The sequence below is a fragment of the Marinomonas sp. ABL3_031 genome, assembly GCF_056161265.1.
Map to the genome: position 1 here is coordinate 273,302 of NZ_JBSWYU010000003.1, position 20,403 is coordinate 293,704.

The following is a 20,403-nucleotide window of genomic DNA, read 5'->3' on the forward strand; positions in this document are numbered from 1 at the left end:
AACCCAAAAAGGGAGTGCAATCATGAGCAATGTCATCGCATGTATTGATGGTTCATCTTTATCAGAACACATAACAGCGGCCTCTGTATGGGCGGCAAAACAATTACACTGCCCACTGATACTCTTGCACTCCCTAGAAAAAGAAGAAAGCCGGACAGATGAGGATTTGTCTGGCTCCATTGGTTTTGGAAGTCGTGAACACCTATTAGAAGAACTGGTCGAATTGGATGCGAAACGTGCCAAACTGGCTTTAGAACATGGCAAACTCATCCTAGATAAAGCCCAATCTTTTGCTCTGTCCTCTGGCGCCAATCAGGTATCCCAGCTACAGCGACATGGCGAACTGACAGAAAGCTTATCCGAGCTAGAAGAAGATAGCCGTTTAATCGTACTGGGTCGATATGGCAGCAATCACACCATGAATGCACACACCATTGGCTCTCATATAGAAAAAGTGGCCCGCAGCCAACATCGTCCGATTCTTATCACTATTGGTGAGTTTCAAGCACCACAAAATTTCATGATCGCATACGATGGTCGCGAAGCGGCTGATAATGCCATTGCTCGCATAGCCAAAAGTCCATTATTACAAGGCCTACCTTGCCATCTGGTGATGGCAGGCGAAGACACTCCAGAACGCAGCAGCAAACTCGAGCAAGCTCAAATTAATCTAGAACAAGAAGGCTTTCAGGTCACAAGCAGCCTATTACCCGGTAAGATCTACCCTGTGCTTACCCAATATCGTGAGGATCACAATATCGAATTAATGGCGATGGGCGCTTACGCTCATTCTAAAGTTCGTCAATTCTTTGTTGGCAGCAACACCAGCAAAATGATCATTGAAAGCAATATTCCGTTACTTATTCTGCGCTAAAGCGAAAGATAGAATTCTTCTCTTAATATGAAATGAACATAAAAAAAACCAGACTAAATTTTCACTTAGTCTGGTTTTTTTATAATCCAAGCCACCTTAATCTACAGCTTGAATGTGAAAGACACCCACTTCTGCTTCAATCACTTCAACTCGTGTACCCGCGTCAAGAGGCTGTTGACTGACCAACTGCCATTTCACCCCTGAGTAGGAGTAACTTGGCGACTCATTTGCTGATACCCTATCTTGCAGTACAAATTGGTGCCCCACTAAATCTCCTTGCGCCTTTTTACTGCTCACATTGGCTTGCATGGCTTTTAATGGACGCCATAACCCCAAGGCAGCCACTAGCGTCAATACACCAGTACTCATTAACGAACTCAGCCAGTTGTTTGGAATAACATCAAGATACAAGAGCACGCTTGTTCCAATGGCAGCGACACCAGCGAAGAATAAAAAGAAGGTAGCAAAGCCCAACACGGCGACTTCAATCACCAATAGAATCAAACCTATAACCAACAGGCTTTGAGCCAAATTATCGGTGAAAAAACTCATCTTCAGTTACCTTTAGACATTTGCTGAATAATAGTCGTTGCTTGCGCAACCAATGAGGATGCATCGGTTGCGCCATCAGGCAAGAGTACTACAGAAGATTCTTTAGCAATAGCGCGCTTGGCATCAATTGCCTTGGTCGCTAGGTCCAATTGAATGGCTTTTTGGCCTTGTTCTGTCGCCGCGGCTTCACCCACTTTACGCAATGCTTCCGCTTGGGCTTCTGCTACTGCAACAATCGCTTTGGCTTCACCCTCCGCACGCAACACTTGCTCTTCTTTATCCGCTTCCGCCGCTAGTACAACAGACGCTTTTTCTCCTTCGGCACGGTTAATGGCGGCTTGACGATCACCTTCGGATTCCAAAATCTGCGCACGCTTAACACGCTCGGCCTTCATTTGCGCTTCCATGGCTTCCATAACAGAATGTGGTGGAATGATGTCTTTGATTTCATAACGCAATACCTGAATACCCCAAGGGCCAGCGGCTTCATTAATTGCCGACACGATATTGGTATTAAGCTGATCACGCTCTTCGAAGGTTTTATCCAATTCCATTTTACCCAACTCTGAACGCATGGTCGTTTGCGCCAATTGAGTCACTGCAAACACATAGTTATCGACACCGTAAGTGGCCTTGTAAGGATCCAAAACACGGAAATACAGTACACCATCAACGTGTAGTGAAATATTGTCTTTAGTAATCGCACTTTGCTCTGGCACATCAACCGCTTGTTCTTTCAAAGAACGATCTGCCGCGACACGATCAACAAATGGCACAATAAAGTTTAAACCCGCTTCTTTTGTCGATTGATATTTACCGAAACGTTCGATCAAAAAAGCGCGGTTTTGCGGTACAAATTTTATTGAGCTCTTTAGCAGCACAACCGCCAAAATTAATACAACAAATTGCACGCTTAATACATAATGAAGAAGAATTTCCATCCTGTAGGGTCCTTTTTTAAAGCCAATAACGGCCAATTAAAATCCCAGTATTGATTCTACAAAAATAGTGAACCATTGAATCAATACCACTAAATCAGCATGAGAAAGCAAATGTATTTCTTATATAGACAAACATCCTAGATGCCGCGCTACCACACTATAGGCCAGCTATGTAAACCACAAAGAGACTTTAATGGAAAATAAAACAATAACTTGTAAGTATTTTGACTTAATTCAACCTATCTCAAACTGGTTTCGGATCAGGGGGAAAGATGATAATTTTTTGGATTGTCATTGCTGTATCCTAATCTGCAAATTTATCTGCCTGTTCCTATTCGGCCAAAAAATACGTCACTCTGCCAAACACATTACCAATCATATACAGTGTCATGACCTTGATGATCTGACACCTCAAGAGCTGGATACAATTCCAAACTGACACTTTGTTGCTTGCCCGACCCGACAGTGAAAGTCTGCCTATGTTCTAAGCCGGCCACAAAACGATCACTCCAAATGGTGATTTCATCACCAACTTCTACGGGCAAATTGACCCAACCATTTTTATTACTTTTTACGGCAAATTGATTATCCGCAACTAAAATGTAACCAATCATATCGTCATGAATATTGCAGCCTAAAATCACTAAACCTGGCTGATCAAATTCTACAGGCTCAATATCTGAGCCTTTATATAACTTGATTTCAAAGCTTTTGGGTTCTGAGAAGCTGTAAACGTGATGACGAATATCATCACTATTAGGAAAACCAATCGACTGACCCTTTTGAATCACCGCCACACGGGGTACAAAAGCCGAATCAATTTGATCAATAATGGCGTTTTGCGCTGGTGTTGCCACCGACTTATTCGCCACCAGCACAACGGCATCGGCTACGGGCTGTTGATCTTGATCCAAAATTTGCAGTGCCACCTCAGCATGAGCGGCCTGACAACAAAGCACCACCCCAATCCACAGATTGCGCATAGAATCCCCTTTTGCTTTAAATAAGTTCAAGATACAGCATCAGTCTACATAAGTTTGCATTAGTTCCCTAAGCTAATCGAATTCCGACGAAAAATCTTCAGGTAAAGTGACATGTGCGATGCCATTAAAATTCTATCTTATCAAGATACTAAGAGAGTGCATTTACATCGGTATACAAAAAATGTGTTACCGATTTATGGCCAACTCAATCTGAAAGGAGAAAAACAAAACACACAGAAGCCTTTTAAAGAAAGCCGAAGCCTCATCAAGAAAACAACCAAACCATATCGACTCATTGCTGCTGATTAATTTCGAACGCAATTTCCCAATTACGGATAAAACGCTGTTGTTTCGCGTGGTCTCGCCCCACCAATAATTGCTGATCCAACTCGATGATACCGGTTGGTCCAGGTGCGCTTACCACAAATGGATCGTCTTTGCTTTGTTTATCAGGCCTTATGGGAAACAGCAGACCTTGTTGTTGCATCATACGTTGCGCTTGATCTGACAATAAGAAGTCAATGAACAAGCCTGCATCCTTCGGATTAGGCGCGCCTTTAGGAATCAAGGCGGCACGCATCAACATCAAGGTAAAATCTTTGGGCAAAATCATCTCTAGTCGATCGTCGTCTTTTGCTCTTTGCGATGCATAGGAACCAAGCAAGTTATAACCCAGTACCAACTTACCATCGGCCACATCATCAATAATATTATGAGTGCAGCAATAGGTTTGCACATCGTGACTGCCGAAGGCTTCTAATAGTCGCCCCCAGGTTAAATCCGCTTGTCTGGCGTCCTGACTGGCCAGCAAATAACCAACACCACTTTGGCGAATGTCGTAGGTACCTATTCGTTTGGTCATCTCTGGACCATATTGGCGAATGGTCTGTAATAGAGATTGTCTGTCTTGTGGTAATGGTCCCGGAAAGGCTTTTTTGTTCACCAGCATGACAATCGGCTCAAGCGAAAAAGCAAACAACTGATTACGCCATTTAAAATCGCTGGGCAAATTTTCCGTATAGGTGGATTCATAGGTTTGAGCGTAACCATCATTAACCAATTTAAAGTGCAAATCCATCGCGCTGCTGATCGCCAAACTGGCTTCTGGGTTGGGCTGCTGGTCTATAGTGAGATAATACAATTCGAGCGTATTCACATCCCGATACGCCACGCGAATGTCAGGGTACTGCTCAACAAAACGCTGTAAAATCGGTTCAAATGAGCTTAAATCCAACGCTGAGTTGATCACCAAAACGCGCGATGCATTGGTTTTTCCGAACCACTCCGTCGGCGCTTCTGCCAAAACCGTTGAACAAGACAATAACAGCCAAACTAACATTAGGATTCTCATTGACTATGCTCCCGAAAGCCTTTCAGTTTTTCAATCTCGACTTGGAATGTGGTGCCTTTAGGCTCAGTGTCTACAATATGGATGGTCGCATGATGGTAATCCAGAATATCTTTTACCATGGACAAGCCCACTCCACTGCCCGCAATGTCGTAACGCGCACGATAGAAGCGCTCAAAAACTCTTTCTTTCTCATCATCGGCAATACCATCACCATAATCTATTACTTGAATTTGAAAGGCCTTTTCTAATTCTATTACTGTGACAATGACTTCTTTTTCTTCATCCCCTGGCTTGCCACTGTAGCGCACGGCGTTCTCGAGTAGATTTTGCATCATTTGCTGCATGGCAAACGCGTCACCCAACACCCAGGCTTGTTGCACCGAAGTTTCAAAGGACAAACGCACACCATTATGCAAAGCCGCAACCGCGTGTTCACGACACGATGCTTTGATGGGCAACAACAAATCAATCGGCTCTAACCTATGGGTTTGTAAACGATGAGAAACCATCGCTTGATTCAATAATAGGGTGACCGTTTGGCTTAAATCGTCACATTGCCTGACTATGTTTTCCAACGCCAAATGCTGCTTTTCTGGCGAAGTATGATCGCGCGCATTCTCTGCTAGCGCTTTGAGACTGGCCAAAGGGGTGCGCAACTGATGTGCCGCATCCGCAGTATAATTTTCAAGCTGCTCAAGATTACTTTGCAGACGTTCCATAAAGTGGTTAATCGCCACTTTAAGATGGTGAGTTTCTTTCGGTGTATTCAAATTAATGGGTGTTAAATCCCCCATTACCCGTTCTTCTAGGGCCCATTCAATACGATGTAACGGACGTAATACCAAGTGACTGCCGAAGATAATCAGTGCGATGGCGACCAAAGCAATGACGATCACTACCTCTAACGCCCGTTGCGTAATGGAGGTTGCCATACGCTCACGAGAGAGGCGCGTTTGGCCCAGCAAAATTCGAACGGTTTGCGCACTTTCTGGGTCAGTAAGGTGACGTTCTAACCAAGCGAAACGCACCGACTCACCGGAATAGTCTTGGTTATAAAACTGTATTTGATCTAACTCAGGGGGCTTTGGCGGTGTTGAAAGCAAGCTTTCATAGCCAGTGATAAAGCCTTGCTCTTGGCTTTCCACCTTGTAAAAAACCCTGTCTTCATCCGCTTGAGCAAGGGTTGCAAATGCCGACCAAGGAATGTCTACGCTGACTTGGTTATCAATCAGCGCAATGTTTTCATCCATTTGCAGTAACGCACTGCGCAGCAAACGATCATAAGATAAATCGGCAAGCTGACGACTGTAATCGAAAATCAAATTCACCGCGATAGCAGCGATCACGCCTATCACTAGAACGCCCGCAATGATGAAGCGAAAGCGTAAAGAAGGCGCATTTTTCAATGCCTGCTTTTCGTCTTCACTCAGATTTTGCGGACTGAGTGATTTCTGCCACATAACCAATTCCTCGCAGAGTGCTGATACGCAAATCGCCATTTGCTAATTTTTTTCGCAAGCGCCCTACATATAATTCAATGGCGTTGGGGCCAGGCGTTTCATCAAAATTAAACAGATGATCGGTTATCTCGTCTTTGCTCAAAACACGACCAAGATGGCCCAAAAAGATTTCCAACAAGCGAAACTCTCGGTTGGTAATGGCGGTGAGTTCACCATTGACAAACACTTGTCGACTGTCACGATTCACCTGAATATTGCCATGTTCAGTAACATTCGCCGCATAGCCTTGCTTACGTCGTAACAAGGCTCGACAACGGGCTTCCAGCTCACCAAAGTCAAACGGTTTGGTTAAATAGTCATCGGCACCGGCATCCAACAAGCGGATACGATCTTCTATTTGATCTCGCGCCGTTAGAATCAGCACAGGCGTATCATCCTCGCGCTGACGTAGTTTTTGTAAGAGCTGTAAGCCCGACAAACCGGGCAAGTTTAAGTCCAAAAGTATCAAATCAACCGCTTGGTACTTAAGCATATCATCGGCTTGTTTGCCATCACAGATAAGGTCTACGCCGTGTCCAAGACTGGTGAGACGCTCACAAATTGCTTGGCCTAACACTTGTGTATCTTCAACCACTAAAATTCGCATAATAGATTTGCTTTCTCATTTTTATTGTTTATTAACGCAAAAAATTCGAACCGCTAAAGCGGTTCGAATTTTTAATCTATATTGCTGAGTGCTAAAAATTAATCACCCACACTTTTAGATTTTGCCATTTTTGCTCGTACAATAGGTCCGATCAATATCGGCAGCACCAAGCCCAAAATAGCCACTACCCACAAACCAATACTCAGGCCACTGTTGAATAGAACACTCCAATCGCCATCGGACAATACTAACGCATGGCGAAGGCTTTTTTCCATTTCAGGCCCAAGCAACATGCCCAAAATAATGGGCACCAGTGGAATCCCCACTTTTCGGAAAATGTACCCCGCGACACCAAAGCCGACCATAAAGTACAAGTCCAAGGCACTGTGACTAACAGAATAAATCCCCACTGACGCAATCAGGGTAACGATTGGCATCAAGTATTTAGGTGGAATGCTCAGCAGCTTAACGAAGATACCAACCATAGGAATGTTCAACAAAAGCAATACCAAGTTACCCACGAACATGGCCGCAATCACCCCCCATACCAAGTCCGCATTTTGCTGGAACAACATTGGACCAGGAGAGATGTTCAATGAGATCAACATGGCCAGTAAAACCGCGGTGGTACCACTACCTGGCACCCCTAACGTCAGCATTGGCACCAAGGCGCCTGATGCAGCACCGTTATTACCCGCTTCTGGTGCCGCCACACCACGAGGATCACCTTTACCAAATTCACCTTTATCAGACGTGCGTTTTTCCAGTGTGTAACTGATAAAGCTACCCAAAGACGCACCAGCGCCCGGTAAAACCCCAGACACGAAGCCCAATAAAGCACCACGAATCGACGCGGGTAACACCTTGATAATGTCCTGCGCACTTAGCTTCAACTTATTGATCGCCACTTGTTTCAAGCCATCTCCAGCGTGTCGCTCTAGGAAGAACAACAACTCACTGATGGCAAACAAACCAACGATAGCGATAATGAAGTCGACGCCTTCAAACAGTTCAAGGGTATTGAAGGTATAGCGCTGTACCCCTGTTGAAATATCAATGCCCACAGTGGCAATCATCAAACCAATGGCCGCCGCCATAAGGGTTTTAAATTGATTTTTACCGGTAATGCCACCCAAAGTAGCAAACGCCAGTGCAAACAAGGCAAAGTATTCGGATGGACCAAACTTTAGAGCAAATTTTGCTAAGATGGGCGCTAAAATCACCAAACCGATAGTGGCAATGAAACTACCGATAAAAGAAGCAATGGCCGAAATCGCTAATGCTTCTGCTGCTTTGCCCTTTAGCGCCATAGGATAACCGTCTAAACAGGTCATCATGGCCGGTTCATCACCCGGAATATTTAGCAGTATTGACGAAATACGCCCACCGTACATGGCGCCGGCATAAACAGACGTCAATAAGATTAAAGAAGAAGTTGGTGACAACCCCAAACTGAATGCCAGTGGAATCAGAATGGCCACACCATTGGCCGGACCAAGACCCGGCAAAGCACCAATAAGCGTCCCTAAGATGGCACCTGCCACGGCAAACATAATACTTTCGGGCGATAATGCAACGGCAAAGCCCTGCATCAATAAGCTGATCGTATCCATATTAAAACTCCAACAAACCGAGAGGCAGTGCTAGCTCAAGCACATTATTAAATAACAAGAAGATACTGACTGAGCTGACGACACCGGTAATCACACTCTTGGAGATACTGGCACCCATACGCCAACATAAAAAGCTCACTACCAATGCCGCTGCAGGCATAAAACCAATCGGCTCAATTGCCCAAGCAAATGCCAGCATAGCAAGCACAACAATAGTCAGTTCCACTAACATGGCTGTTGGTGCCCATTTTTCGTCTTCATCAGGACGCACTATCATGTAAATTGAACTGATCCCTAAGATAATAGACAGCATGATGGGGAAAGTTTCTGGACCAACGCTTTCATGGCCTCCAAAAGGCACAGGAAATTGGGTCGCTTCCCAGCCGTATGCTACGGCAAGAATTAGCATCAGCATGCCAAACACACGATCATTTACGCGCATGTTTCTGCTCCATGTTAGATTAAAAGAAGTATGAAAACTGGAGGGGTTCCCCCCTCCCAATAGCGGTCTGCTATTAGCGAATCAAACCGATGTCTTTTGAAAGGATTTGAATATCCAAGGTTTGATTTTTAACGAATTGAGTGAAGTCAGCACCAGACTTGTGGAATGGCATCAAACCGTTTTTCGTCATGATGTCTTTCCACTCTTGAGTTTTATACAACTCGTTCATGGTATTTACCCACCAATCATAAGAATCTTGACTGGCTTTACCTGGCACATAGAAACCACGCCAGTTTGGCGCAACAGAATCAATACCTTGCTCCATGGCGGTTGGGATACTGTTAAAGGGTGCTGGCAAGCGCTCTTCCGATAACACAGCCAAAACGCGAAGGTCACCCGAATCCATGAAACCTTTGACTTCTGAAACGTCACCAGTAAAGGCATCAACGTGTCCACCAACCACTTGCACTAAGGCTTCAGAACCACCACTGAAAGCTAGGTAACGAATTTTAGGAAGGTCTTTTACTTGCGCTTTTTGCGCCGTCATTAAGACTTTTAGATGATCCCAACCACCAGATGCACTGCCTCCTGCGAATTTTACAGAAGTAGGGTCTTTCTTCAGCGCGTCTAAAAGTTGAGTTAGAGAAGTGTATTTTGAATCTTTACCTACCGCGATGATGCCATAGTCTGCACCCAGAGTACCGACCCATTTTACTTGGTCAGAGTTCATGCCAGGGAATTGGCCCTGCGCTAGGCGTGTTGTTGTTGCAGTACTGGCAGCAACAATTAAGTTATCGTCTTTGGCGCGTTTACTGACCGTATGCGCAAACGCCACACCACCACCAGCACCAGACATATTCACAGTCTGTACATTTCCTTTGATGTATTCTTGATCAACCAGAACTTTACCGACACTACGGCAAGTGAAATCCCAACCACCACCAGGATTGGCAGGAGCAATACATTCAGCACTGCGAGCGGGTTCATAGGCGTGAGCCTGTCCAATCATTGAAAGTGCAACCGCACCAGACACAAGAACAGACTTCAAAGATAGGTTGTTAAGCATGATTTTCTCCTGCTTGTTTATTGTTTTTGTTAGCGAGTCAAGTTTGCCATATGGAATGCTCAGTAAACTTGAAGCTCAACACCTTACCTTTTAAACCTGTCACCACCCTGTCAAATGGCTTTTTTCTTATTCTGCACATTCACTAAAAGGATTTTTAACAAGTCATTCAACGTTTTTTGGCAATGCCTTCTTGCTGCAATGGGGTTATCCTAGATTGCATTAAAACCGTTTTAAATAAGGACACTAAATGCGCTCAACGGCCTCGGCTTCACCACAAGCGACCTTAATCGGTAGTATTGCCATCTTGTTATGGAGTACCCTTGCCTTGTTTACCACTCAAGCGGGACTAGTTCCACCGCTGCTTTTACTAGCACTGACTTTTGGCGTTGCGACACTATTATTTTTTATCGTCTATTTACTGAAAGGCGAACTGGTTTCTTCTTGGCAAAAAACACCCAAGCAGGCCATCGCAATGGGTGGACTTGGATTTTTCTTTTACCATTTTTGTTATTTCTATGCTTTCCAGCATGCTCCCCCTGTTGAAGTAGGATTAATCGCCTATTTATGGCCATTGCTCATTGTGATCTTGGCAGGCTTCACCAGCGGTAAAGGACTTTCCTGGACACACTTGATTGGAGCGGTTATCGCTTTTGTTGGCACAGGAATCATGTTGCAATCGAAAACCCAATCAAGCGATATGGTCGGCATTGAAGTGCACTGGACCGGATACGCGGCCGCTTTTGCTTGTGCCTTCATTTGGTCAAGCTATTCGGTGGCCAATCGTCGCTTTCAGCGGGTGCCATCCAGTTCTGTCCTTTGGTATTGTTTGATCACCAGTCTACTGGCAGGAATCAGTCACCTTGCTTTTGAAGCAACGCCCTCTGCTCTATCTGCTGGCACTTGGTTGGCGATTTTAGGATTGGGATTAGGCCCTGTCGGCGTGGCGTTTTTCTGCTGGGATTTTGGTGTTAAGCGCGGCAACCTTTCTTTGCTCGGTGTACTGTCTTACACGGCTCCCGCGCTATCAACCGCATGGTTAGGACTATTTACAGAGGCACAATTAAGCCAAGGTCAGATCATTGCCTGTTTGTTCATTACCTTTGGCGCCCTCTTTGCCAGTCTCATGCCTAACAAACCAGCCAATAAAAAAATGCCCCAAGTTTAAAGGGGCATTTTACTGTTAAAACCGGTAGCTGTTACGCTTACTTAAGCGACTGACTTGGCGGCCGGTAAGAGTCTAGGAACACTTTGCAAGTAAGCCTCCATTTCCGCCATACCGTTTGGTTGATCTACTTTCACACCCAGATCACGCATGGTGCTGCCAAGCGCGTGCAATGTTCTGAACAAATTATGCTCACGGCATTGTTCGCCCATTTGACCAATTCGAACAATTGGCTGCCCAAATGAACCAGCAATTTCCACACGGTAAACATCGGAAATGTGATGACAGATTTGATTGGCTGTTAAACCTTGCGGAATATTGATTCCCACCACGGAATTCAAACGTGCTTCTGGGGCAATAAACAGATCCAAGCCTATGCCCTGAATACCCGCTTGCAGTGCTTTGGAGCAACGCAAATGACGAGCAAATCTTTGCTCAAGGGTTTCTTCACATACTAACTTTAAGGCTTCATGCAATGCCATAATGCCAGACACGGGTGCTGTATAGTGATAGCCATCTTTATGCCAGAAGTTCTCAGCCAATTGCGCATCAAAACACCATTGTACGGTGGGTTGTGTACGATTTTTAATGACCTTCCAAGCTTCATCGGAAAAAGCCAATAAAGAAGCTCCCGGAATGGAAGACAACCCTTTTTGACCGCCCGTAATCACCACATCTACTTGCCATTCATCCATTTGCAAAGGCATGGTACTCAATGTACACACGGCATCAACCACGACTAGGCAACCGTAGGATTTGGCAATGTCAGCAATGGCTTCTAGGCTGTGATTGAAAACCGTATTGGATGTCTCACCCTGTACCAGAGTCAGTACTTTAGGACGCGTCTCTTCGATGGCTTTACGAACTCTTTCAGGATCAGCCGCTTCATGAGTGCCCACATGTAATTCGTGAACCTCAGCCCCTACTCGACTCGCCATTTCCGCCATACGATGACTGAAGAAGCCATTGTTAATGCATAAAATGCGCTCGTCTTTTTGCATTAAATTGGCCACCGCCATTTCCATCGCTGCTGAAGCTGGCCCGGCCACGCCCAATACCCACTTGGACTCGGTTTGGAAGACATATCGCGCCATGGATTTGACCTGATCAATGACCTGCGCCATCACACTGCCCAAATGGTTAATGACCACAGAGTTGGCTTTCGCCACACGCTCAGGAATAGGAACCGGTCCAGCGCCCATCATTAACAAGGGCTCATGAGGTAAAATTTCATCCAATGATTTTACTTGTGGTGGCGTCACGCCCAATGGCGATAAAACAGTCATTTATTAAAACCTAATGCGTCAGAGTGAGAGAATACTTTCTACCGAATAAAAGTCAGTTTTTTAAACATTTACAGTAGAAAATATCGTATTTTATCTTTTGGCAAAATAATATCTCGAAATACTAACGTATTCTGTTTGATAAAGAGAGTGAAGAAATTGAAAACAGTGTAATAAACCAGAAGCCTTCATTTTCGCCCTAGATCTGACTCCTTTTGCTTGAAACAAGCAGTTTTTTTTACTCTGCGCTAACAGCACTAAGTATGCGATAATGCCCAAAATTTAACGACTGAAGGTTCATTTATGGTTACTTGTGGTGTGGAAATCAAAGGCAGCGAAGCCATTTTATGTTTACTGTCTAAGCAAGACGGTTTATTTCAAATACCCGATTGCCGACAAATTCGCCTAGCATTGAGCCAACCAAACGACTGTGAGAGCGTACGAAAATTCCAATTTACGCTAAAAAAACTGTTTGAAGATTATAAGGTGAGCAATGTGGTCATCAAGGAGCGTCCAACCAAAGGCAAATTTGCCGGTGGAGCGGTTGGCTTCAAAATCGAAGCCGCTATACAACTGATTGATACCGTTCAAATAGACCTTTATAACAACGCTGCTATCAAAGAAACACTACAAAAACACCCATTGCCAGTTGACTTCAAAACAACAGGGTTAAAAGCCTTCCAAGAAAATGCTTTTGTTGTCGCTTATGTGGCCTTAGCGAACTAAAGAAATGTTAATAATGGCTCGTTCATTGAGCCATTTCTCACTCCCCATTTTGTGTCACACACTAAGACCAAATAAGAGCAATACAAAAATAACGCACCAAAAATGCGCATTATTTATTTCTGCCTATGATGACGAATAGCACTCCAGCAATCACCACAAAGGTGGCTGACACAAGATGAAAACTAATGTTTTCATCCGCAAAAATAACGCCACCAAAAGTCGCAATAATAGGCACCAGAAGCTGTAATACCGCTGCCATTGAAGCACTGATTCGAGGCAAGACAGCATACCATAAGGCGTATCCTAAACCTGACATGACAGCACCTGACAATATGGCCAAGGCAATGCCTTTACTGGTTGTCTGATGATCGCCAAACGCAATTAATAAGAGAAGAGCAACCAATAAGATAGGCAAAGTACGGGTAAAATTTGCTGTGGTTGCCCACAGGGCCTGCTTAGATAATTTGCCTCGCCAGGTGTATACACCCCATGCCACACCTGCAAATGACATCAATACGAAGCCCATTAATGAAGGCGATGAAAGCCCAGGTAAAACAAGATAGACAAAGCCAGCAAAGGCCAAGGCCAATCCTAGCCACTCCAACCTATTTAATATCTGACCGGAATAAATCGCCAAGGTAATCAATGTCAGTTGTACCATGGCAAACAAGACTAAGGCCCCCATTCCGGTAGACAAGCTAATATAAGCGTAGGAAAAGCCCACAGCATAGACAAACAGAGCGACAGACGACCACCAGTTACCTTCTTTCATGCCCCTTTTAAGCTGATTAAAAGTGACTTCTTGCGGATTCGCTAGGCTTTTTAACCAACACAGCAACAACAAAGTAACGGCTCCACTGGCTAAACGCCACAGGGTAAAACTGCCAGGATCAATCAACTCATCCGCTAGGGCCAAACGATTCAGGACTGAATTGGCGGCAAAAGCAATCAGCGCCAGTGAAATAACGACATACAAACGTAGCAAACTTGTCATCTAATTGTTCAAAATCCTAGATAAGCTGATGAAGTAGATACTTACTTTCACGCACTGGCACCAGATTTGCAAGATTAACAATAATGTCCAACAATTTTCCCTTGATGGACCTCTATTTGGAAACAAGATGACGAGCCTATTAATTTTTACCGATCTAGACGGCACTTTACTTGACCACCACACTTACAGCTTTGCTCCTGCAAAGTCAGCAATGCTTTCTCTAAAAACATTTGCTATTCCCTGTGTTATCAATACCAGTAAAACCTTTTATGAACTTTTACCATTACGCAAGGAGTTGAATCACCTTGACCCTTTTATTGTCGAAAATGGCTCTGCTGTTTACATCCCTAAGCAATTAGGATTAGACATCCAAGAGCCACTAGAAGACATGGGCGAATACTGGCTTAAAACCTTTGGTCCAAAACGTGAAGAGTTGATTCATATGACAGACGATCAGTTGGATCAATATACCTTCCAACGTTTTAGTGATATGACAGTAAATGACCTCATTAGGGCCACTGGATTAAGTGAAGAAAACGCCAAATTAGCAATGCAACGTCAGTTTTCTGAACCTATGTTATGGACAGATTCTAACCAAGCTCTGCAGAGTTTGCGTGAGCATCTCAAACCATTTGGCGTGCAGATTCAAAAAGGTGGTCGCTTTTCTCATCTTATGGGCGAAAACTGCGATAAAGCCAATGCTATGCTTTGGTTAACCAAACTTTATCATGACCAGCTTCTAGAAGATCAAGAATTAATCACCATGGCCCTCGGCGACGGTGAAAATGACATTGGCATGCTGAGTAAAGCTGACATACCTGTGGTGATTCGCTCCCCAGTGCATGTCCCACCAGAAATACCAAATCGAAGTGATGCTTGGTTAACGGACGACTATGGCCCAAAAGGCTGGGCACAGGCCATTAATCAATTATTAATAAAACAGGGAATACTATAAGTAATCGCACAATTAATAAGACGATATATTTCATATTTTAGGAGACTTTTATGGGTGACTTTCATCAAAATGGCATCATCACCACACTTCACAACTTAGCCCACCGCCCGCTAGAAGAAATGGAGAAAGAGCTTTGCGAGTTTGCTAAAACCCGCCCTATGTCGCTGATTTTACCTTGCTTATATTCGGAACTTGAAACTCCGGCCATGCCAAACATCATCAAACATTTGCAACAGGTTCCTTATTTATCTGAAATCATCATAGGCTTAGATCGTGCTACTGAAGAACAATATCGTCACGCCTTAGAGTTTTTTAGTGTGTTACCACAAAACTGCAAAGTACTATGGAACGATGGTCCACGTTTGAGAGAAATAGACAGTGTTTTGAAAGGGGAAAACCTGTCACCAACCGATCCGGGCAAAGGTCGTAATGTTTGGTTCTGCATGGGGTACAACCTAGCGGCAGGGAAGGCTGAATCCATCGCCATGCACGATTGTGACATTGTCACTTATGATCGTGAGCTACTGGCACGTCTTATCTATCCCGTTGCTAACCCAAACTTTAACTACGAATTCTGTAAAGGCTTTTATGCTCGTGCTGCTAATGGCAAAATGAATGGACGCGTTAGCCGTTTGCTGGTGACACCTTTATTGTATTCCTTGAAAAAAGTCTTAGGTCACTTAGATTACCTAGACTATCTGGACAGCTACCGTTATCCACTGGCGGGAGAATTCTCTTTCCGTCGCGATGTCATGACCGATCTTCGCATTCCAAGTGATTGGGGGTTAGAGATTGGTGTGTTGAGTGAGATGTACCGTAATTACTCACCAAACAGACTGTGTCAGGTTGATATTGCCGATATATATGACCACAAACATCAAGACTTATCGGCAGATAATGATGACGGTGGTTTATCCAAAATGTCCATCGATATTACCAAAGCCATTTTCCGTAAATTGGCCACCACAGGCACCATTTTCAATCAGGCAACCTTCCGTACCATCAAAGCGACTTACTTCCGCGTCGCGTTGGACTTTATTGAAACCTATCGTAATGATGCAGAGATAAATGGCCTAAAATTGGATGTACATACAGAAGAACAAGCTGTTGAGCTGTTCGCCAGCAATATTATGAAAGCGGGCAACCATTATTTAGAAAATCCAATGGAAACACCTTTTATACCCAGTTGGAATCGCGTCATTAGTGCCTTCCCTGGAGTACTATCGCAATTGGCAGAAGCGGTTGAAAAAGACATGGCGGAATTCGGACCGAAGTAAACTTCGCCAACCAAGAGGATGCATCCTCTTCCATTAGAGCACAAGTCAGTATCACTTTCGTGTGCTCTAATAAAACAATAAGATAGATCAAAAGTGAGCGCTACGGCGTTGTTTGCAATCACTTGAAAAGGCAGGAAATACTATGGAACAAGCCCCCTTGTCACAACTGGAACAAAGGTTAATGGCACACTTGCAACTTCTTTATCCCAACCTTGATCACAAGGAGTTGGCACGGAAATGCTTAGCAACCTTCTTTCTTGACCCAGCAACGGAATCCCCTCGCCCACATAGAAACTTGTGGGATCAGTCCGATGTGATGTTGATCACCTACGCGGACACGCTTCGCAGGAAAGGCGAAGCGCCATTAGAAACCTTACATCAATTTGTGAAAAGCAAGCTCGCTTGTTGTATTTCTGCAGTGCATTTACTGCCCTTTTTCCCTTACAGCTCGGACGATGGTTTCAGTGTCATGGATTACACCACGGTCAATCCATCTTCAGGTAATTGGGACAATGTCTCTGGCTTAGCTCAAGATTTTAAAGTCATGGGTGACTTGGTGATTAACCACTGCTCTAGTCGCAGTTTGTGGTTTGAAAATTACAAGGCTGGGGTGGAACCGGGTGCCACCTTCTTTTATGAAGCCGATCCGCATGCGGATTTAAGTGCTGTCGTCCGCCCGCGAACCTCACCTTTGCTTCGAGAGGTCAAAACCAAACATGGAGACAAGTATGTTTGGTGTACCTTCAGTCATGACCAAGTGGATTTGAACTTTGAAAACCCCGAAGTATTACTGGAATTTTTACGCATTATTCGTCTCTATTTAGAAAAAGGTATTCGATGGTTCCGTTTGGATGCTGTCGCCTTTCTTTGGAAAATTCCTGGTACGACTTGCATTAATTTACCCCAAACCCATGAAATGATTCGTTTATTGCGCTTGATGATAGAGCATTATGCGCCTGACGCTGTGATCATTACCGAAACCAATATTCCAAATCAGGAAAATCTGACCTATTTTGGTAACGCCAACGAAGCTCATTTGATTTACAACTTCTCCCTACCACCGCTGTTAATCAACAGTCTGGTAACAGGGAATTGTAACCATTTAAAACAATGGCTCATGAGCATGCCACCAGCTCAACAAGGTACCACCTATCTTAATTTTCTTGCCTCTCACGACGGCATAGGCTTACGTCCGACCGAAGGTTTGTTGACCGAATGGGAATTGGAGACTCTAATCAATACCATGAAACGTTTTGGTGGCAAGCTCAGTTCCCGAACAACGCCTCAAGGAGATGCCAAGCCCTATGAGATCAACATCAGTTTGTGGGATGCCTTATCTGGCTCCGCCCACCAAGGGCCTGATCAATGGCAATTTGCTCGTTTCCTATGTGCTGCAGGGGTTATGATGGCACTAGAAGGTGCCCCAGCTTTCTACATTCACAGTCTCTTTGGTACTGAAAACGATTATGAACGTGTCGACAATACTGGGCATTTCCGCTCTATTAACCGCCACATTTGGGATATGGATGAATTAGATCATGCCTTGAATACCCCAACGCACCATCAAAAAGTCTTTAATAGTGTCACCAATTTATTGAAGATACGACGCGCTCAACCAGCGTTTCATCCAAATGCCACGCAATACATTTTGCACATGGGAGAACATTTATTTGCCTTCTGGCGCCAAAGTCTGGATCGTCGTCAAAGTCTGTTTGCAGTCTATAATATGTCAGATCAACCACAGCATTTTAATCTTTCTGAACTGAACCTCATTGCCACTGATATCTGGACAGATTTAGTATCAGAGCAGATCTATGAAGATCATTTAGGGAAAGTCACCCTCATGCCTTATCAGTTTGTTTGGTTAGCCAATAAAAAAGGTAAAATCAAAGAAGACTGAATCTTTGCCTTTGGTTAGCTAGTGATGCGAAACAAGCAAATAAAAAGGCGACCTAATGCTAATGGGTCGCCTTTTAAATTTGATCATTAATACATTGAATTAGGCCAAGGTATCTTCGTCAAGTTCAATATCTTCCGCTAAGAAGCCACCCGTTTGATGCGCCCATAAGGATGAATAAATGCCATTGGCTTTGACCAATTCTTCATGGCTGCCTTGCTCTACAATACGTCCTTTATCCAACACAATCAGTCTATCCATCGCCGCTATAGTTGATAGCCTGTGTGCAATGGCGATCACGGTTTTGCCTTGCATTAACTTGTAAAGGCTATCCTGTATTGCCGCTTCTACCTCAGAATCCAATGCCGAAGTCGCTTCATCCAGTATCAATAGAGGCGCGTCTTTTAATAGCACTCGAGCGATGGCAATGCGCTGCCGCTGACCGCCTGACAATTTAATGCCTCGCTCCCCGACCATGGCATCGTAACCCTGATTACCATATGGATCGGATAGACCTTGAATAAAGTCATGAGCCTCGGCTTTTTTCGCTGCCGCAATCATCTCTTCTTCGCTGGCATCTGGACGACCGTAAAGCAAATTTTCTCGCACGGTTCTGTGCAACAATGAGGTATCCTGCGTCACCATACCAATTTGCGCGCGTAATGACTCTTGTGTCACTTCACCTATATCTTGTCCATCAATACACACCTGACCGGCTTCCACATCATGAAAACGCATCAACAGATTGACGATAGTGGACTTGCCAGCGCCAGAACGACCAACCAAACCCACTTTTTCACCTGGTTTGATCGATAAGGCTAACGCTTCAATGACTTTGCGATCAGTTTTACCGTAATGGAAAGACACATTTTTATAATCGATCTGGCCTTGGTTAACCTGCAAAGGGGGCGCATTAGGCTTGTCTTGAATTTCCACAGGACGAGACAGGGTTTGCATGCCATCATTCACCATACCAATGTTTTCAAATAAGGCACTGACTTCCCACATAATCCATTGTGACATACCGTTTAATCGAAGAGCCAAACTCACCGAAATGGCAATGGCACCAACACTGATAACACTTGCTGACCACAACCAAATGGACATAGCCGCAATGACAAAAGCTAGGAAATAGTTACAGCTTTGCACTCCTACGTTCAAGAAAGTCACTAAACGCATTTGCTGATAAACGGTTTGCAAAAAACCATCCATGCCCTCTTTAGCATAAGCAGCCTCTCTATCGTGATGAGAAAAAAGCTTAACAGTAGAAATGTTACTGTAGCTGTCTACTACACGGCCTGTCATGATGGATCGTGCATCCGCTTGCGCCTTAGACACACGCTTCAACTTAGGCACAAAATACAATTGCAGCATGACATAACAGAACAACCAGCCCAGCATAGGTAGCATTAAGCGATAGTCCGCATTGGCAATTAACACCACCATAGAAATAAAATAAACGCCTATGAAAACCAAGACATCCAATAGTTTCATCACGGTTTCACGAACCGCTAAAGAGGTCTGCATAACTTTAGTAGAAATACGTCCAGCAAATTCATCCTGAAAGAAAGACATACTTTGTTTCAAAATAAACTGATGGGATAACCATCGTATACGCATCGGATAGTTGCCCAACAAAACCTGATGAATAATGGCCGAATGCAAAAAAGTCAATAATGGCATAGCCACCAAAATCATTAGGGACATCAACAATAAATGCCCACCCTCTTGAGCAAAGAAAGTGCTAGGATCTTTGTCGATTAACCAATCCACCAATTGTCCAAGAAAGCTAAACAAAGTCACTTCCAGTATGGCAATCACGGCCGTCAAACAAGACATGATAATCAAAGGCAGTTCGGCGCCACGAGAATAGTAGCGACAAAAGGCATAGAGGGTATTAGGAGCTTGCCCTGAATCCTGATCGGGATAGGGAGCAATCCACTTTTCAAACAAACTTAGCATACTAATCCTTATTTTCGCACGACACGTATTCACTCTTTTCTAATACTTAAATGGGCGGGCCGGCTAAGTGAGAAGGGAATCAAAATTTGACGAAATTGAAACATGATAGTGTTTTTAAAACCATACTATATGGGGCATGCCTCTGATTGCTAAAGCCTTTACTTAGTGTTTGCACAATTAACATCACGAGCTTCCAGCAAAGGGATTATAATAACGCTT

General features: G+C 44.2%; 18 protein-coding genes. 6 read left to right on the forward strand and 12 right to left on the reverse strand.

The genetic code is table 11. From position 1 onward, the window contains the following. Window positions 1-22 precede the first annotated feature (22 nt). Window positions 23-874, forward strand: a complete 852-nt coding sequence (locus ACXAH2_RS05635) for a universal stress protein (protein ID WP_475077198.1) — start codon at window positions 23-25, stop codon at window positions 872-874. A 96-nt stretch (window positions 875-970) separates the two neighbouring features. On the opposite strand, the gene ACXAH2_RS05640 is transcribed toward ACXAH2_RS05635, so the two are convergent. The 9 genes from ACXAH2_RS05640 to ACXAH2_RS05680 all read right to left on the reverse strand — a co-directional run bounded on the left by ACXAH2_RS05640 (window position 971) and on the right by ACXAH2_RS05680 (window position 9,928). Beyond that, on the reverse strand, window positions 971-1,426 hold the full coding sequence (locus tag ACXAH2_RS05640) for an NfeD family protein (protein ID WP_475077199.1): 456 nt from the start codon (window positions 1,424-1,426) through the stop codon (window positions 971-973). A 2-nt stretch (window positions 1,427-1,428) separates the two neighbouring features. Next, window positions 1,429-2,367: an SPFH domain-containing protein gene (locus ACXAH2_RS05645; protein ID WP_475077200.1), complete on the reverse strand. Its 939-nt coding sequence runs from the start codon at window positions 2,365-2,367 to the stop codon at window positions 1,429-1,431. Window positions 2,368-2,735: 368 nt separating this feature from the next. Then, window positions 2,736-3,350, reverse strand: a complete 615-nt coding sequence (locus tag ACXAH2_RS05650) for a methylamine utilization protein (protein WP_475077201.1) — start codon at window positions 3,348-3,350, stop codon at window positions 2,736-2,738. A gap of 292 nt (window positions 3,351-3,642) precedes the next feature. Beyond that, window positions 3,643-4,689, reverse strand: coding sequence for an ABC transporter substrate-binding protein (locus tag ACXAH2_RS05655; protein WP_475077202.1), 1,047 nt, complete (start codon window positions 4,687-4,689; stop codon window positions 3,643-3,645). Window positions 4,690-4,697: 8 nt separating this feature from the next. After that, on the reverse strand, window positions 4,698-6,161 hold the full coding sequence (locus tag ACXAH2_RS05660; RefSeq protein WP_475077203.1) for a sensor histidine kinase: 1,464 nt from the start codon (window positions 6,159-6,161) through the stop codon (window positions 4,698-4,700). Then, complete coding sequence (locus tag ACXAH2_RS05665) at window positions 6,124-6,807, reverse strand: response regulator transcription factor (RefSeq protein WP_475077204.1); 684 nt, start codon at window positions 6,805-6,807, stop codon at window positions 6,124-6,126. The genes ACXAH2_RS05660 and ACXAH2_RS05665 overlap by 38 nt, the downstream gene beginning before the upstream one ends. A 98-nt stretch (window positions 6,808-6,905) precedes the next feature. Then, on the reverse strand, window positions 6,906-8,420 hold the full coding sequence (locus ACXAH2_RS05670; RefSeq protein ID WP_475077205.1) for a tripartite tricarboxylate transporter permease: 1,515 nt from the start codon (window positions 8,418-8,420) through the stop codon (window positions 6,906-6,908). 1 nt (window position 8,421) lies between these two features. Continuing rightward, window positions 8,422-8,862, reverse strand: a complete 441-nt coding sequence (locus tag ACXAH2_RS05675; protein ID WP_475077206.1) for a tripartite tricarboxylate transporter TctB family protein — start codon at window positions 8,860-8,862, stop codon at window positions 8,422-8,424. A 73-nt stretch (window positions 8,863-8,935) separates the two neighbouring features. Beyond that, complete coding sequence (locus ACXAH2_RS05680) at window positions 8,936-9,928, reverse strand: Bug family tripartite tricarboxylate transporter substrate binding protein (protein WP_475077207.1); 993 nt, start codon at window positions 9,926-9,928, stop codon at window positions 8,936-8,938. Between the two features lie 247 nt (window positions 9,929-10,175). Between ACXAH2_RS05680 and yddG the strand changes: the two genes are divergently transcribed. Continuing rightward, window positions 10,176-11,093: an aromatic amino acid exporter YddG gene (yddG, locus tag ACXAH2_RS05685; RefSeq protein WP_475077208.1), complete on the forward strand. Its 918-nt coding sequence runs from the start codon at window positions 10,176-10,178 to the stop codon at window positions 11,091-11,093. Window positions 11,094-11,134: 41 nt separating this feature from the next. On the opposite strand, the gene ACXAH2_RS05690 is transcribed toward yddG, so the two are convergent. Beyond that, window positions 11,135-12,376: a pyridoxal-phosphate-dependent aminotransferase family protein gene (locus ACXAH2_RS05690; RefSeq protein WP_475077209.1), complete on the reverse strand. Its 1,242-nt coding sequence runs from the start codon at window positions 12,374-12,376 to the stop codon at window positions 11,135-11,137. A 300-nt stretch (window positions 12,377-12,676) separates the two neighbouring features. Between ACXAH2_RS05690 and ACXAH2_RS05695 the strand changes: the two genes are divergently transcribed. After that, complete coding sequence (locus ACXAH2_RS05695; RefSeq protein ID WP_475077210.1) at window positions 12,677-13,099, forward strand: DUF3010 family protein; 423 nt, start codon at window positions 12,677-12,679, stop codon at window positions 13,097-13,099. Window positions 13,100-13,208: 109 nt separating this feature from the next. Here ACXAH2_RS05695 and ACXAH2_RS05700 read toward each other — a convergent pair whose 3' ends face one another. Next, window positions 13,209-14,093, reverse strand: a complete 885-nt coding sequence (locus ACXAH2_RS05700; protein WP_475077211.1) for a DMT family transporter — start codon at window positions 14,091-14,093, stop codon at window positions 13,209-13,211. A 127-nt stretch (window positions 14,094-14,220) separates the two neighbouring features. Between ACXAH2_RS05700 and ACXAH2_RS05705 the strand changes: the two genes are divergently transcribed. From ACXAH2_RS05705 to ACXAH2_RS05715, 3 genes are all read left to right on the forward strand, one after another. Next, complete coding sequence (locus ACXAH2_RS05705; protein WP_475077212.1) at window positions 14,221-15,048, forward strand: HAD-IIB family hydrolase; 828 nt, start codon at window positions 14,221-14,223, stop codon at window positions 15,046-15,048. 50 nt (window positions 15,049-15,098) lie between these two features. Continuing rightward, window positions 15,099-16,325, forward strand: a complete 1,227-nt coding sequence (locus tag ACXAH2_RS05710; RefSeq protein WP_475077213.1) for a glycosyltransferase family protein — start codon at window positions 15,099-15,101, stop codon at window positions 16,323-16,325. Between the two features lie 142 nt (window positions 16,326-16,467). Continuing rightward, entirely contained in the window at window positions 16,468-18,225 is a 1,758-nt protein-coding gene (locus tag ACXAH2_RS05715; protein ID WP_475077214.1) for an alpha-amylase family glycosyl hydrolase, read from the forward strand. Between the two features lie 99 nt (window positions 18,226-18,324). On the opposite strand, the gene ACXAH2_RS05720 is transcribed toward ACXAH2_RS05715, so the two are convergent. After that, on the reverse strand, window positions 18,325-20,184 hold the full coding sequence (locus tag ACXAH2_RS05720) for an ABC transporter ATP-binding protein (protein ID WP_475077215.1): 1,860 nt from the start codon (window positions 20,182-20,184) through the stop codon (window positions 18,325-18,327). Window positions 20,185-20,403: the final 219 nt, after the last annotated feature.

Coding starts and splice junctions, on each gene's coding strand:
- ACXAH2_RS05635 (WP_475077198.1), top strand. CDS start 23: ATGAGCAATGTCATCGCATGTATTGATGGTTCATCTTTATCAGAACAC.
- ACXAH2_RS05640 (WP_475077199.1), bottom strand. CDS start 1,426: ATGAGTTTTTTCACCGATAATTTGGCTCAAAGCCTGTTGGTTATAGGT.
- ACXAH2_RS05645 (WP_475077200.1), bottom strand. CDS start 2,367: ATGGAAATTCTTCTTCATTATGTATTAAGCGTGCAATTTGTTGTATTA.
- ACXAH2_RS05650 (WP_475077201.1), bottom strand. CDS start 3,350: ATGCGCAATCTGTGGATTGGGGTGGTGCTTTGTTGTCAGGCCGCTCAT.
- ACXAH2_RS05655 (WP_475077202.1), bottom strand. CDS start 4,689: ATGTTAGTTTGGCTGTTATTGTCTTGTTCAACGGTTTTGGCAGAAGCG.
- ACXAH2_RS05660 (WP_475077203.1), bottom strand. CDS start 6,161: ATGTGGCAGAAATCACTCAGTCCGCAAAATCTGAGTGAAGACGAAAAG.
- ACXAH2_RS05665 (WP_475077204.1), bottom strand. CDS start 6,807: ATGCGAATTTTAGTGGTTGAAGATACACAAGTGTTAGGCCAAGCAATT.
- ACXAH2_RS05670 (WP_475077205.1), bottom strand. CDS start 8,420: ATGGATACGATCAGCTTATTGATGCAGGGCTTTGCCGTTGCATTATCG.
- ACXAH2_RS05675 (WP_475077206.1), bottom strand. CDS start 8,862: ATGCGCGTAAATGATCGTGTGTTTGGCATGCTGATGCTAATTCTTGCC.
- ACXAH2_RS05680 (WP_475077207.1), bottom strand. CDS start 9,928: ATGCTTAACAACCTATCTTTGAAGTCTGTTCTTGTGTCTGGTGCGGTT.
- yddG (WP_475077208.1), top strand. CDS start 10,176: ATGCGCTCAACGGCCTCGGCTTCACCACAAGCGACCTTAATCGGTAGT.
- ACXAH2_RS05690 (WP_475077209.1), bottom strand. CDS start 12,376: ATGACTGTTTTATCGCCATTGGGCGTGACGCCACCACAAGTAAAATCA.
- ACXAH2_RS05695 (WP_475077210.1), top strand. CDS start 12,677: ATGGTTACTTGTGGTGTGGAAATCAAAGGCAGCGAAGCCATTTTATGT.
- ACXAH2_RS05700 (WP_475077211.1), bottom strand. CDS start 14,093: ATGACAAGTTTGCTACGTTTGTATGTCGTTATTTCACTGGCGCTGATT.
- ACXAH2_RS05705 (WP_475077212.1), top strand. CDS start 14,221: ATGACGAGCCTATTAATTTTTACCGATCTAGACGGCACTTTACTTGAC.
- ACXAH2_RS05710 (WP_475077213.1), top strand. CDS start 15,099: ATGGGTGACTTTCATCAAAATGGCATCATCACCACACTTCACAACTTA.
- ACXAH2_RS05715 (WP_475077214.1), top strand. CDS start 16,468: ATGGAACAAGCCCCCTTGTCACAACTGGAACAAAGGTTAATGGCACAC.
- ACXAH2_RS05720 (WP_475077215.1), bottom strand. CDS start 20,184: ATGCTAAGTTTGTTTGAAAAGTGGATTGCTCCCTATCCCGATCAGGAT.